The organism is Lentzea sp. HUAS12 (assembly GCF_024125735.1).
In the GTDB taxonomy this organism is placed as follows: domain Bacteria; phylum Actinomycetota; class Actinomycetes; order Mycobacteriales; family Pseudonocardiaceae; genus Lentzea; species Lentzea albida.
In genome coordinates this window covers 6,059,512-6,073,069 of sequence record NZ_CP099738.1, presented here as the reverse complement: position 1 = coordinate 6,073,069, position 13,558 = coordinate 6,059,512, and the positions used below count along the sequence as shown (strand labels likewise).

Genomic DNA, 13,558 nt, shown 5'->3' with positions numbered 1-13,558 from the left:
TTCCACGGCATGATGTGAGCTCCTTCACAACGTCGTAGAGGAGCGCTCGTGTTACTCCGCCTGGCTCTCGCCGTCTCGCTGGTCATCGCGTCGTTATCCCCTGCCACCGCCGCCGCGCCGTGGTGGGAACCGGTCGCCCGGCCCGCGCCGGACTCGCAGATCAACGTGACGGGGGAGCCGTTCCGGGGCACGGACGGCCAGGGCAGGGTGCGCGGGCTCGTCGACGCGCACAACCACCTCATGACCAACGAGGGCTTCGGCGGCAGGCTGATCTGCGGCAAGCCGTTCTCGGAGCAGGGCGTCGCGGACGCGCTGAAGGACTGCCCCGAGCACCACCCGGCGGGCCTCGGCGCGATCTTCGAGGCGATCGTGACGGGCGACCTCGACGGCCACGACCCGGTGGGCTGGCCGACGTTCAAGGACTGGCCGTCCGACACGACGGTCTCGCACCAGCAGAACTACTACGCCTGGCTGGAACGGGCCTGGCGGGGCGGCCAGCGCGTGCTCGTCACCGACCTGACCAGCAACGCGACGTTGTGCATCATCCACCCGTTCAAGGACCGCGGCTGCGACGAGATGGCGTCGGTCCGGCTGCAGGCACAGCGCACCTACGAGCTGCAGGCGTTCATCGACAAGCAGTTCGGCGGGCCCGGCAAGGGCTGGTTCCGCATCGTCACGTCGGCCGAGCAGGCCCGTGACGTGATCACCCAGGGCAAGCTCGCCGTGGTGCTCGGCATCGAGACCTCGGAGCTGTTCGGCTGCCGGACGTTGCTCGACCTCCCGCTGTGCACGAAGGCCGCCATCGACCGGGGGCTGGACGAGGTCTACGCGCTCGGCGTCCGCAGCGCGTTCCTGTGCCACAAGTTCGACAACGCGCTGTGCGGCGTCCGGTTCGACTCGGGCACGCAGGGCGGCGTCATCAACGCGGGTCAGTTCCTGCGCACCGGCCAGTGGTGGCAGACCGAGCAGTGCAAGGGCCCGCAGCAGGACAACCCGATCGGCACCGTCGGCCCGAACGCGCTGATCCCGGCGGGTGTCGTCGCGCCGCAGTACGACCCGGCGAAGCGGTGCAACGTGCGCGGCCTGACCTCGCTCGGCGAGTACGCGGTGCAGGCGATGATGCGCAAGCACATGATGATCGAGATCGACCACATGAGCGTGAAGGCCGCCGGTCGCACGCTGGACCTGGCCGCGCAGGCGAAGTTCCCGGGCATCGTGTCGAGCCACAGCTGGATGGACGCCCAGTGGACCGAGAAGGTCTACCAGCTCGGCGGGTTCGTCGCGGGCTACGAGAACGACCCCGGCGGCTACGTCTCGCAGGCCGCGGCCGCGGAACCGTTGCGGCGCAAGTACGACGTGGGCATCGGCTTCGGCTCCGACTACAACGGCGTGGGCTCGCACCCGGCACCGCAGACCGGCGTGACCTACCCGTTCCGCAGCTACCCGGACGGCCCGCTGGTCGACCGGCAGCGCACCGGCGAGCGGGTCTGGGACATCAACGTCGACGGCGGCGCGCACATCGGCCTGCTGCCGGACTGGGTCGAGAAGGTCCGCCAGCTGGGCGGCGACCAGCTCGTGCGGGACATGCTCGGGGGCGCCGAGTCGTACCTGCGGACGTGGTCGGGCACTCAGCGCTGGACGCCGTGAGTCCTCAGCGCGTGGTCGCGGAACGCGCGGACCGCGGGCGTCAGCGGGTTGTCGCTCAACCACGTGAGCCCGAAGATCCGGCCGGTCCGCGGCGTCAGTGACAGCTCCCGCAAGCCGGGAGGCGGCGCGAACTCGGCGTGGGTGAGCAGTGCCACGCCGAGTCCCGCCGCGACCAGCCCGCGCACGGTCTCGATCTCCTGGCACTCGAACACGTAGCGGGGCACGACCCCGGCCGCGGCGCACATGTCGTCGGTGATCTGGCGCAGGCCGTAGCCGTGTTCCAGGGTGATCAGGTCCTCGTCGGCCAGGTCCTCGATCCGCACGGCCTTCCTGGACTCGAGCCGGTGCCCCGCCGGCACCACGACGATCAGGGGCTGCTCGAACACGACGACCGACTCGAACTCGGGCCCGGTGGGCGGCGGGGCGACGAGCGCGAGGTCGATCTCCCCGCTGACGAGCTTGTCGACCACGGCCTGACGGGCGTTCTGGACGAGCCCGAACCGCACGTGCGGGTGCTCGGCGCGGTAACCGCGGACCAGTTCCGGCACGATCGCGCGGCCGAGCATGTGCAGGAATCCCAGCACGACGCGGCCCTTCTCCGGGTCGAGCTCCTCCTCGACCTCGCGCAGCCCCGGTTCCAGCGCGGCCAGCGACCGGGTGGCCGCCTCGGCCAGCAACCGGCCCGCCCGCGTGAGGCGCACCCGGCGGCCGCTCCTGACCAGCAGCGGCGCGCCGAGCTGCTCACCCAGTTCGGCGATCCAGCGGCTGACCGTGGGCTGGGGCAGCCCGACCCGTTCTGCGACGCGGGTCACGTGCTCGTCCGCGGCAAGCGCTTTCAGCACCGCCAGCTTCGGTGCCAGGTCTGATTCATGCACGGATCGATTGTGGCTCATTTCCGTATTGGACGTATGGCTTAGCGTCAGAAGCGTGAACAGGTTGACCGCGTCCATCGCCGCTTCGGGGTTCGCGTGCTTCGCGCTGCTGTACACCCCGCAGCCGGTCATGCCGCAGATCGCCGCCGACTACGGGCTCGGGCCGGGCAGCGCCTCGCTCGCCCTGTCCGCGGCGACGCTCGCGCTGGCGGTCGTGGTCGTGCCGATCGCGATGCTGTCGGAACGGGTCGGGCGCCGGCCGGTGATCGTGGTCAGCGTGCTGGTCGCGGCGGTGCTCGGGCTCGTGCTGCCGTTCGCGCCGAATTACGACGTGTTCCTGGGCCTGCGGGTGCTGCAGGGCGTCGCCGCGGCCGGGGTGCCCGCGGCGTCCATGGCCTACCTCGCGGACGAGCTGTCGAAGAAGCGGCTGGGCGCCGCGATGGGCGCGATGATCGCCGGCAACAGCCTGGGCGGCATGTCCGGGCGTCTCGTCGCCGGCATGACGTCGGACTGGCTGGGGTGGCGCGGCTCCGTGCTGCTCGCCGGCGTGTTCGGGCTGGTCGCCGCTTTGATCGTGGTGTTCCTGCTGCCCAGGGCGAGCACCCGGCCGAAGCGGGCGCCCGCCGGCATGAAGGCGGCGCTGAAGGACCCGGTGCTGCTGTCGATGTACGTCGTCGCCGTGCTGCTCGTGGGCACGTTCATCTCGTTCTACAACGTGGCGGGGTTCCAGCTGTCCGGCCCGGCGTGGCTCGAGACGCTGGTGTTCCTCTTCTACGGCTTCGGCAGCACCGCGGCGGCCGTCGCGGGCAGGCTCGCCGACCGGTTCGGCCGGGGCCGCGTGCTGCTGCTGTGCATCGGCGTGGTGGCGGTCGGCGCGCTGGCGAGCCTGCTGTGGGTGCCGCTCGGCCTGGCGGTCGTGACCGCGGGGTTCTTCGCCTCGCACACCACGGCGAGCGGCTGGGTCGCCGCGCGAGCGCCCGAACACGCCCGCGGCCAGGCCTCCGGCCTCTACCTCGCCGGCTTCTACGTGGGCAGCAGCGTCGGCGGGACGTCCGGCGCCACCTCGTACGAGGAGTGGGGCTGGACGGGGCTGGTGCTCGTGATCCTGGGCTGGCTGGCCCTCGCGGCCATGCTCGCTCAGAACTCCAGGGCGAGGGTCGCGCGCGAGTCGACGGGGGAGATCGCGGTCCTGCCGAGCCTCGGCAGGTCGAGCGTGCCGGCGACCATGCCGACCGAGACCGAGCGGGTGTCCGCCGGGATCTCGACCACGACCGCGAACGGCAGCGGGCCGCCGTCGTAGCGGCTGCCGACCTGCGGGGCGGCCGAACCGTCCGGCAGCGTGACGGTGATCAGGTCCTTGGTCAGCAGTCCACCGGCGGTGTCGGGGAGGTCGCCCGAGGCCTCGACCCGCACCTCCAGCAACGCCTTGTCGGGCGCGGAGATCGTGGCCACGTCGTACTGGCTCTCGCCGAGCTTGACCGGGCGCTGGCGGCCGAGCCGGACGCCGGTGATCTTCATGCCGAGCTCGCGGTCTCCGAAGCGGATCTTCTGCGTCTGCTCCTGGAACTGGCCGGGTGCCGCGGCGCGCTGCAGCACGTGCGGCGGGGTGCCGGCGCGCTTGCCGGACGGGACCTCGACGCGCTGCTCGAGCGACTTGGCGCCGAGCGTGCCGAGGACGAGGTGCTCGGCGCCCTCCTGCGGATCCGGCACGGTGTAGACGACGAAGACAGAGCCGTTCGCGGGCAGCCGGTCGGCGGGCAGGACCTGGCGCTTGCCCGGCACCTCCAGCGCGAGCTCGGACGGCTGCGGGGCGAATCCCTGCCAGTTGGTGCGGTGGAAGCCGCTGTCGGTCTCGTTGAGCTTCTCGACCTTCATCCTGACCACGCGCAGCCGTGAGCCGGACTCGGCGCGGATCGTGCCCTCGGCGGTGTACCAGACGTCCGGGTTGGCCCAGCCGGTGACGGCGGTGCCGAGCAGGTCGTCGCGCAGCTTGATGTCGGCGCCGCCGAGGCCGAGGTCGACGTTGGAGCGCTTGCCGTCGTCGGGCAGCACTGCCAGGAAGTCGCGCCCGGCCGTCAGGTCCTGCTGCTTGGACGGGTCGAACTCCTTGCCGTCGGTGCGCACGAGCGTCCCGCCGGGAGAGCTGCGGTTGCCCTTCTCCGGCACCTGCGGCGACTGCACTTCGTAACGGACCTCGTCATCCGTCTTGGTGACTTCCTTCAGCGGGACGGGAACCCAGTCGGTGCCCGCGCCGGTGCCGGGGACCTGGACGGGCCCGCACCACAGCCGCTTGTCGACCTCCGACTCGACGCCCGTCTTCGCGAACCAGCAGCTGACGGCGGCGGCGCCCGCGCGTGCCACGTAGCCGTACTCGAGGGTGTAGGCGAGCTGGGCTTCGGCGTTCGCCTGCAGGTCGGAGGCGTCGGCGAGCTTCTTGCCGTCCACGGTGAGCCGAGGGGCGGCCTGCTGTCCGGCCGGGGCCGACGTGCCACATCCCGTCACTGCCAGGAGGACCGCCAGACCCAGTACCGCAGCACGCACAGTCCTCGCGCCCCTCACCAGTTGAAGCCACAACATCACTACTGGTTAAAGGCGGCTCTCACTCGTCGGGGTTGCCCCCGACGAGTGTGTCTCAGATCACACTGCGGTAGACCTCGACCGTCTGCTCCGCCATCGCGGACCACGAGAACTCCTGCTCAGCCCGCGCTCGCCCGGCCGTTCCGAACCGCTTCGCGCGCTCGGGGTCTGTGATCAAGTCGTTGATGGCTTCGGCGAGCTGGTGTCGATATGTCGACAAATCCTGCTCGTCGTAGTGGACGAGAAGGCCCGTCTCGCCGTGCACGACGACCTCGGGGATGCCGCCGACGTCACTCGCGACGACCGCCGTGCCGCACGCCATCGCCTCCAGGTTCACGATGCCCAGCGGCTCGTAGACCGACGGGCACGCGAACACCGTCGCGTGGCTCAGGATCTGCCGCACCTCGGCGGGCTGGAGCATCTTCTGGATCCAGAACACCCCCGGCCTGGCCTGGGAGAGCTCGCTGACCGCCTGCCGGGTCTCCTCGGCGATCTCCGGTGTGTCCGGCGCCCCCGCGCACAGCACGACCTGCGCCTCGGGGTCGATGTGGTGCGCGGCCGCGACGAGGTGGCCGACGCCCTTCTGCCGGGTGATCCGCCCGACGAACGCCACGATCGGCTTGGCCGGATCGATCCCGTACGCCGTGAGCGCGTCCGTCTCGGTGACGGGGTGGTAGGCGTTGCTGTCGATGCCGTTGCGCACGACGTGCACCCTGGCGGGGTCGAGCGCGGGGTAGGCGTCGAGCACGTCGGCCCGCATGCCCTCGCTCACGGCGATCACCGCGTCGGCGTGTTCGTAGGCCGTGCGCTCGGCCCAGGAGGAGATCCGGTACCCGCCGCCGAGCTGCTCGGCCTTCCACGGCCGGCGCGGCTCGAGCGAGTGCGCCGTCACCACGTGGGGGATGCCGTGCAGGAGTTTGCCCAGGTGACCGCCCATGTTGGCGTACCAGGTGTGCGAGTGCACGAGGTTCGCCGTGGAGATCGCGGACGCCATTTCCAGGTCGACCGCGAGCGTCGTGAGGGCCGCGTTCGCCTGCTCCAGGCTGTGCGGTGGGTTGTGGGCCGTGGCGTCCGATCTGGGCGCACCGAAGCAGTGCACGTCGACGTCCACGAGTTTGCGGAGGTGGGGCACGAGGAATCCCACGTGCACTCCAGCCCCACCGTAGACCTCTGGCGGGTACTCCCTTGTCAACAGCGCAACTCGCACGCACCCACCGTAGATCACAGATGTACTTGTTGGGACGAACCGGTTTGCGTCTGGTTCGAGAACGATCGCACGGATAGGGTCACATACCGTGAAGGGGCAGCCGCACGTTCTCGGAATTGTGCTTGCCGGTGGTGAAGGCAAGCGCCTCTGGCCGCTGACGGCCGACCGCGCGAAACCGGCTGTGCCCTTCGGGGGCAACTACAGGCTGGTCGATTTCGTGCTGTCGAACCTGGTCAACGCGGGTCTCGCGAAGCTCTGCGTGCTGACGCAGTACAAGTCGCACTCGCTGGACCGCCACATCTCGACGACGTGGCGCCTGTCCAATGTGCTCGGTCAGTACGTGACCCCGGTCCCGGCCCAGCAGAGACTGGGTCCGCGCTGGTACACGGGCTCGGCCGACGCGATCTTCCAGTCGCTGAACCTCGTCCACGACGAGAAACCGGACCACGTGGTCATCTTCGGAGCCGACCACGTGTACCGGATGGACCCGGGCCAGATGATCTCGCAGCACGTCGAGTCGGGCGCGGCCGTGACCGTCGCCGGCATCCGCGTGCCGCGGAACGAGGCCAAGGCGTTCGGCTGCATCGACTCCGATGCGTCCGGGAAGATCACCCGGTTCCTGGAGAAGCCGTCCGAGCCGCCGCACGTGCCGGACGACCCGGATGTGACTTTCGCTTCAATGGGCAACTACGTCTTCACGACGGAGGCGTTGCTCGACGCCCTGCGCGGTGACGCGCTGAACCCCGACTCGGACCACGACATGGGCGGCGACATCATCCCCATGCTGGTGGACCGCGGGAAGGCGCACGTCTACGACTTCCAGGACAACGAGGTCCCCGGCGCGACCGACCGGGACCGCGGGTACTGGCGTGACGTGGGGACGATCGACGCCTACTACGACGCGCACATGGACCTGGTTTCGGTCCATCCGATTTTTAATTTGTACAACCAGTTGTGGCCTATTCGGACGGCCACGCCGCCGTTGCCGCCGGCCAAGTTCATCGCGGGTGGGTCCGCTGAGGACTCGATGGTGGGGCCCGGGTCGATCATCTCCGGGAAGATCCACGGGTCGGTGATCTCGTCCGACGTGACTGTTGAGGTCGGGTCGGTGGTGCAGGGGTCCGTGCTGCTGCCCGGGGTTCGGATCGGCAAGGGTGCTGTGGTTCGGCGGGCCATTTTGGACAAGAACGTCGTGGTGCCGGACGGGGCTTTGATCGGCGTGGACGCGCCGATGGACCGTGAGCGCTACACGGTGTCCGCGAGCGGGGTCACGGTCCTCGGCAAGGGCGTCAGGGCTTACTGAGACGAACGTTCGTGAGGTGGGATCCGGCTCGGATCCCACCTCACGTCGTGTCTCAGGGGCGGCGGGCCGCCACCAGCAGGCCGTCTCCCAGCGGCAGGATGACCGGCACCAGCCGCGCGTCCTCCTTCACCAGGCGCGCGATGTCCCGCATCGCCTGCGTCGACTCGTCCCGCTTCGAGGCGTCGACCACGGCCCCGTGCCACAGCACGTTGTCGAACGCGATGACGCCACCCGGCCGCAGCATGCGCACGCCGTGCTCCAGGTACTGCGGGTACTCGGGCTTGTAGGCGTCCACGAACACGAGGTCGTACGCCGCGTCGGTCAGCCGGGGGAGCACGTCGAGTGCCTTGCCCATGATCAGGCGGGTGCGCGACGGGGAGATGCCCGCCGCCGCGTAGGCCTCGCGGGCGGCGCGCTGGTGTTCCGAGGCCACGTCGATCGAGGTCAGGATGCCCGACTTGGGCATGCCCGCCAGGAGGTAGAGGCCGCTGGTGCCCGCTCCGGTGCCGATCTCGACCACCGCGCGGGCCTGGAGTGCGGTCGCGAGGAACCGCAGGGCGGCGCCTCCGCCCGCGCCGATGGGCACGCAGCCCAGTTCCTGGCCGCGTGCTCGCGCCGCCAGGTGCACGTCGTCCTCGGGGAGGTACTGCTCGACGTACTCCCGCAGGGCCGATTCCGTGGTCACGGGGTAGCAGGTTAGTGCCAAGCGTGCCCAAAACGGGTGAACGCGGCCCGAACCGAGATTCTCAGGATGCTCTCAGCCCACTCTCACGATCGTTTAAAGGGAGCACGAGAAGGTACAGAAGCAACAAGCCAGGCTCTAGTCGGGAACAAGCCGGACCCGTCGCCCGTTGAGCCGCATAAGGGTCGCCGGGCGGCCCACATGGAGGTGCCGAAACACCTGATGCGCACGCAGTCGAGTTCGCCGGAGGCCGTCGCGCCCATCGAGACGGCCGACTGGACGCCGCCCTCGTGGGACGCCATCGTCCGCGAGCACGCGGACAGGGTCTACCGGCTCGCGTACCGCCTGACCGGCAACCAGCACGACGCCGAGGACCTGACGCAGGAGACGTTCATCCGCGTGTTCCGGTCGCTCGCGTCGTACAAGCCGGGCACCTTCGAGGGGTGGCTGCACCGCATCACCACCAACCTCTTCCTCGACATGGCACGCAGGCGCAGCCGCGTGCGCATGGAGGCGCTGCCCGAGGACAACGACCGCCTCGAGGGTGACGACCTGTCCCCCGAGGAAATCTACGACGAGAACCACCTCGACCCCGACCTGCAGGCCGCGCTCGACGAGCTCCCGCCGGAGTTCCGCGCCGCGGTCGTGCTCTGTGACGTGGAAGGTCTCTCCTACGAGGAGATCGGCGCCACGCTCGGGGTGAAGATGGGTACCGTGAGGAGCAGGATCCATCGGGGCCGCCAGGCCCTGAAGGTCGCGCTCGAACGCCGTCGTCAGGAATCGTTGCTGGAGGACTCTGCATGACCGACCTCCGTGGTTGGGGACTGCCTGAGCAGCACCTAGCGCTGGATGCCGTGGTGGCGTTCGTGGACGGGGAGCTTTCCTCGACCGCCCACGAACGAGCCTCCGCCCACATCCAGAGCTGCGGCTTCTGCGCCTTCGAGGCCTACACGCAGCAGCAGGCGCGCGCCGTCGTGCGCTCCGCACCGGCGCCCACGGCGTCGGCGTCGCTGCTGGACAGGCTCGGAGCGATTCCCCAGGAGGTCGAGCTGCCGTCCGCTCCGGACGGGCTCGCCATCACGGAGGACGGCCAGTTCGTCGCCGTCCAGCGCACGGACAAGCCCGCGTTCGGCTCCGGGCCGGTGCTGGGGTCGTCGAGACCCCTGGGCAGCAACGGCTGGTTCAGCGGCCGCCGTGCCCGTCAGGGTGCCGGTGTCGTCGTGAGCGGCATGTTGCTGAGCGCGCTCGCGTTCACCACGGCCGACGGCGGCGAGCCGCCCGCGCCCACCCCGGTGCCGCAGAACGCCGGCGCGGTCTTCGCGACCACCCCCTGACAGCCATTTCACCGCTCGTCGGGCACTCTGTGGTTCAGCACTCCTAGCGGAGAATTCGGGGAGAGATGAGCCAGCAGTCGCCCAACGGCCAGACGTCCACACCCGTTTCCGGAGTGGACGACGGAGCACACCGCAGGCTCCGGCCCCGGCCACTGGTGCAGCCGCCGGTCGACCCCGCGTCCGCCACCGCCTTCGGCCGCCCGGCCGGTGTCGCCGGAGCGTTCGCCTCGCGCGACGTGCCCGCGACGCAGGTCCAGTCCGCGCCGCCGCCCCCCGAGTCCCTCGTGACGGCGTTCGGCCGCCAGGGCTCCCAGGAACTCCTGCAGCGCCCGCCGCAGCCCACGTCCGACCCGGACCCGGACGTCGATCCCGTGTTCTGGGGCGACAAGCCCGCCGGCGACCCGTGGCGCGACCCGGCCTCCGGTGCCGTGATCGGCCCGCCCGCCGTCGGTGAGGAACCCCCCGGCGAACCCGAGCGCAAGCCCGAGCCCGGCCCCCAGCTGAGCGTCCCCGAGCTGCTGTTCGGCCGCCGCGTGAAGCCGACGGCCCTCGCGTTGCTGCTCACCGTGGCACTCGTGCTCGGCGCCGTCGGCGGCCTCGTCGGCTGGCTGATCGGCCGCGCCGGCAACCCGCTGACCGACTCGACCGTCACGCTGTCCGAGGTCGCGCAGGGCAAGGAGCGCCCCGCGGGTTCGATCTCCGACATCGCGAAGCGCGTCACGCCCAGCGTCGTCTCGATCGAGTTCAAGGGCGCGAACGTCGCGGGCGTCGGCTCCGGCGTCGTCATCGAGGGCGGCGGCTACATCCTCACCAACGACCACGTCGTCGCCCCGGCCGCGCAGGACTCGTCCGCGAAGCTCAGCGCCGTCTTCACCGACGGCACCCGCGCCGCGGCACGCGTGGTCGGCCGCGACCCGAAGACCGACCTCGCCGTCATCAAGGTCGAGGTCACCAACCCGACCGTCCTGCAGTTCGGCAACTCCGACGAACTCCAGGTCGGCGACAGCGTGATCGCCATCGGCTCGCCGCTGCAGCTCTCCAACACCGTCACCGAGGGCATCGTCTCCGCGCTGCACCGCCCCGTGACGGCGGCGGGCGAGAACGGCGGCCCCCAGGTCACCTACGACGCGATCCAGACCGACGCCGCCATCAACCCGGGCAACTCGGGCGGCGCGCTGGTCGACTCGCGCGGCGCCCTGGTCGGCATCAACTCGTCGATCCGCACCGAGACCGGCGGTTCGGTGGGCCTCGGCTTCGCGATCTCCGGCAACCAGGCCCGCAAGATCAGCCAGGAGCTGATCCGCAGCGGCCAGGTCAAGCACGCCGACATGAACGTGAACGTCAAGTCCGTCTCCGCCGAGACCTCCGAAGGCGCCCAGGTGCAGAACGTCCCGGCAGGCGGCGCCGCCGCGGCCGCGGGCATCCAGGAGGGCGACGTCATCACGAGGGTCGGCGACCGCATGGTCCGCAACGCCGCGGAACTGGTCGTGGCGGTCCGCGAGCACGAAATCGGGCAAACGGTGCAGGTAACGCTTGCGCGCCAAGGCCGTGAACTCAAACTCGACGTGACATTGAAGAGCGACTGAGAAGTAGGCTGGGACCTGTGTTCGACAGCATCGGATGGGTAGAGATCCTCATCATCGTCGTCGCGGGTCTCTTCATCCTGGGCCCCGAACGCCTGCCCTCGGCCGCGGCCTGGCTGGGCAAGACGGTGAGGCAGGTCCGCGAGTACGCGACGGGCGCGCGCGAACAGCTCAAGCAGGAGATGGGCCCGGAGTTCGAGTCGCTCCGCAAGCCCCTCGAAGACCTCCGCGAGCTGCGCAACTTCGACCCGAAGCGCGCCGTGACCAAGCACCTGTTCGAAGACCCGGAGCCGACCAAGTCCAACGGCTACCCGGCCCCGTCGACCCCGCCGGCCACCGAACAGCGCCCGCTGGCACCGGGCGAGCGCCCGCCGTACGACCCGGACGCGACCTGAGTCACGCCGGCCACCCCACGCAACGGCGAAGCCGAGCCGTCCCTACCTCGCTGCTCTGATCAGCGGTAATGGTGACGTGCGGTGCCAACCCGACCACGCACGCTATCGGCGCGCAGCGGCGATGACTCGACCCGGCTCGTCAAGACCCGAGCAACCACCCGAGCAAGGTGACCACCCGCAACCCAGGTGACCACCCCGCTGGAACAGGACTCGGCCAACGCAGGCTGACCCGCAAAATCAGCGACCAGCAGGCGACACGTTCAACAGTCGCCCAGCCAGCCCACGCGACCGCACGGACAGCTTCGTCGCCACCTCGGTGAGGACCTTCGCGGCAGCCGAGTCCGGCACGGCCTGCACGATCGGCGTCCCGGTGTCCCCGTTCTCCCGCAACCGCGGGTCCAGCGGCACCTGCCCGAGCAACGGCACCTCGGACCCGATCGCCTGGGTCAACGACTCCGCCACAGCCGCACCACCACCGGACCCGAAGACCTCCATGCGAGAACCATCGGGCATCTCCAGCCACGACATGTTCTCGATGACCCCGGCCACCCGCTGACGGGTCTGCAACGCGATCGACCCGGCGCGCTCCGCCACCTCGGCGGCCGCCTGCTGCGGCGTCGTCACCACCAGGATCTCGGCGTTCGGCACGAGCTGCGCTACCGAGATGGCCACGTCACCGGTGCCGGGCGGCAGGTCGAGCAGCAGCACGTCCAGGTCGCCCCAGAACACGTCCGCCAGGAACTGCTGGAGAGCGCGGTGCAGCATCGGCCCGCGCCACACCACGGGCGTGTTGCCCGGGGTGAACATGCCGATCGAGATGACCTTCACGCCGTGCGCCTGCGGCGGCATGATCATCTTCTCGACCTGGGTGGGGCGGCCGTCGGCGCCCAGCATGCGGGGGATCGAGTGGCCGTAGATGTCCGCGTCGACGATGCCGACCGACAGGCCTCGCGCGGCCATCGCCACGGCCAGGTTGACCGTCACCGAGGACTTGCCGACGCCGCCCTTGCCGGACGCGACGCAGTACACGCGCGTCAGCGAGCCCGGCTGGGCGAACGGGATGACCGGCTCCTCGGTGCCGCCGCGCAGCGTCTTGCGCAGCTCGGTGCGCTGGGCGTCGCTCATGACGTCCAGGTCGACGCGCACGGACGAGACGCCGTCCAGCGCCTGCACCGCCGCGGTGACGTCCTTGGTGATCTTGTCCCGCATCGGGCAGCCCGCGACCGTCAGAAAGATGCCCACGGCCACGGCACCGTCCGCGCCGACCTCGACGTCCTTGACCATGCCGATCTCGGTGATCGGGCGGCGGATCTCGGGGTCCTGCACACCGGCGAGCGCCTTGCGGACGTCGTCGACGGTGGGGAGGGGCTGCGTGGTGGTCACCGATCCATGCTACGTCCGGTTCGTGCCCGTCCTACCGGCCGGTCACTTTCCACCACAGGCCCAGGTCGTAGCCACGGGGGAGCTGTCCGTAACATCGACGCCCGTGCCGGAATCGGGTAGTTCCCGGTTGCCCACCCGTGTCGAGCTCGGGGTGTGGCGATCGTTCCTCCGCGCGCATGCACGGATCACGAGGGTCCTCGAGGCCGAACTGATTGCTGAGCAGCGCCTATCGCTCGCGGCGTACGACGTGCTGGTCCAACTGGCCGAGACGCCTTCCATGCGCATGCGCATGACCGAACTGGCCGATGCCGTCCTGCTGTCCCGCTCTGGCGTGACCCGCCTGGTGGACCGTTTGGAACGGGCCGGTCTCGTCGGGCGCGAACGCGCCGACGGTGACGGACGCGGCATCGTGGCCGTGCTCACACCGCTGGGCGCCGAGCGCCTCCGCAGTGCTTCCGCGACCCACCTCGCCGGCGTCGCCGAGCACTTCGGGGAGAGCTTCGGCCCCGGTGAGCTCGAGGCCTTCGGCCGCACGTGCGACCGGCTCGCCGCGGACGACGTGTTCCCGTGATCGC

The 13,558-nt window shown here is 70.3% G+C and carries 12 protein-coding genes; 8 read left to right on the top strand and 4 right to left on the bottom strand.

Going from position 1 to position 13,558, the window contains the following annotated elements:
- The first annotated feature begins 48 nt into the window (after positions 1-48).
- Positions 49-1,647: a membrane dipeptidase gene (locus ND450_RS27565; RefSeq protein WP_253321482.1), complete on the top strand. Its 1,599-nt coding sequence runs from the start codon at positions 49-51 to the stop codon at positions 1,645-1,647.
- On the opposite strand, the gene ND450_RS27560 is transcribed toward ND450_RS27565, so the two are convergent.
- A complete protein-coding gene (locus ND450_RS27560; protein WP_253321481.1) occupies positions 1,629-2,522 on the bottom strand; it encodes a LysR family transcriptional regulator in 894 nt (297 codons plus the stop codon). The genes ND450_RS27565 and ND450_RS27560 overlap by 19 nt on opposite strands.
- 52 nt (positions 2,523-2,574) lie before the next feature.
- Between ND450_RS27560 and ND450_RS27555 the strand changes: the two genes are divergently transcribed.
- Complete coding sequence (locus tag ND450_RS27555; RefSeq protein WP_253321480.1) at positions 2,575-3,819, top strand: MFS transporter; 1,245 nt, start codon at positions 2,575-2,577, stop codon at positions 3,817-3,819.
- Between the two features lie 1,332 nt (positions 3,820-5,151).
- Here ND450_RS27555 and glgA read toward each other — a convergent pair.
- Positions 5,152-6,303: a glycogen synthase gene (gene glgA / locus ND450_RS27550; protein WP_089910538.1), complete on the bottom strand. Its 1,152-nt coding sequence runs from the start codon at positions 6,301-6,303 to the stop codon at positions 5,152-5,154.
- An 88-nt stretch (positions 6,304-6,391) separates the two neighbouring features.
- On the opposite strand from glgA, the gene glgC reads away from it, so the two are divergent.
- On the top strand, positions 6,392-7,606 hold the full coding sequence (gene glgC / locus ND450_RS27545) for a glucose-1-phosphate adenylyltransferase (RefSeq protein ID WP_089949641.1): 1,215 nt from the start codon (positions 6,392-6,394) through the stop codon (positions 7,604-7,606).
- Between the two features lie 52 nt (positions 7,607-7,658).
- Here the strand turns inward: glgC and ND450_RS27540 are convergent, their stop codons facing one another.
- Positions 7,659-8,291: an O-methyltransferase gene (locus ND450_RS27540; protein ID WP_253321479.1), complete on the bottom strand. Its 633-nt coding sequence runs from the start codon at positions 8,289-8,291 to the stop codon at positions 7,659-7,661.
- Between the two features lie 219 nt (positions 8,292-8,510).
- Here ND450_RS27540 and sigE point away from each other — a divergent pair, with 219 nt between their 5' ends.
- From sigE to tatB, 4 genes are all read left to right on the top strand, one after another.
- Complete coding sequence (sigE, locus tag ND450_RS27535; RefSeq protein WP_082374044.1) at positions 8,511-9,092, top strand: RNA polymerase sigma factor SigE; 582 nt, start codon at positions 8,511-8,513, stop codon at positions 9,090-9,092.
- Positions 9,089-9,622, top strand: coding sequence for a zf-HC2 domain-containing protein (locus ND450_RS27530; RefSeq protein ID WP_253321478.1), 534 nt, complete (start codon positions 9,089-9,091; stop codon positions 9,620-9,622). Before sigE ends, ND450_RS27530 begins: the two co-directional genes overlap by 4 nt.
- Positions 9,623-9,687: 65 nt before the next feature.
- Complete coding sequence (locus tag ND450_RS27525; protein ID WP_253321477.1) at positions 9,688-11,208, top strand: S1C family serine protease; 1,521 nt, start codon at positions 9,688-9,690, stop codon at positions 11,206-11,208.
- 17 nt (positions 11,209-11,225) lie between these two features.
- Complete coding sequence (tatB, locus tag ND450_RS27520; RefSeq protein ID WP_089909769.1) at positions 11,226-11,600, top strand: Sec-independent protein translocase protein TatB; 375 nt, start codon at positions 11,226-11,228, stop codon at positions 11,598-11,600.
- Between the two features lie 237 nt (positions 11,601-11,837).
- On the opposite strand, the gene ND450_RS27515 is transcribed toward tatB, so the two are convergent.
- The gene (locus ND450_RS27515; RefSeq protein WP_253321476.1) at positions 11,838-12,983 is read right to left on the bottom strand and encodes an Mrp/NBP35 family ATP-binding protein; all 1,146 of its coding nucleotides are present in this window, start codon (positions 12,981-12,983) and stop codon (positions 11,838-11,840) included.
- A gap of 103 nt (positions 12,984-13,086) precedes the next feature.
- On the opposite strand from ND450_RS27515, the gene ND450_RS27510 reads away from it, so the two are divergent.
- On the top strand, positions 13,087-13,554 hold the full coding sequence (locus tag ND450_RS27510; protein WP_089909775.1) for a MarR family winged helix-turn-helix transcriptional regulator: 468 nt from the start codon (positions 13,087-13,089) through the stop codon (positions 13,552-13,554).
- The last annotated feature ends 4 nt before the right edge of the window (positions 13,555-13,558 follow it).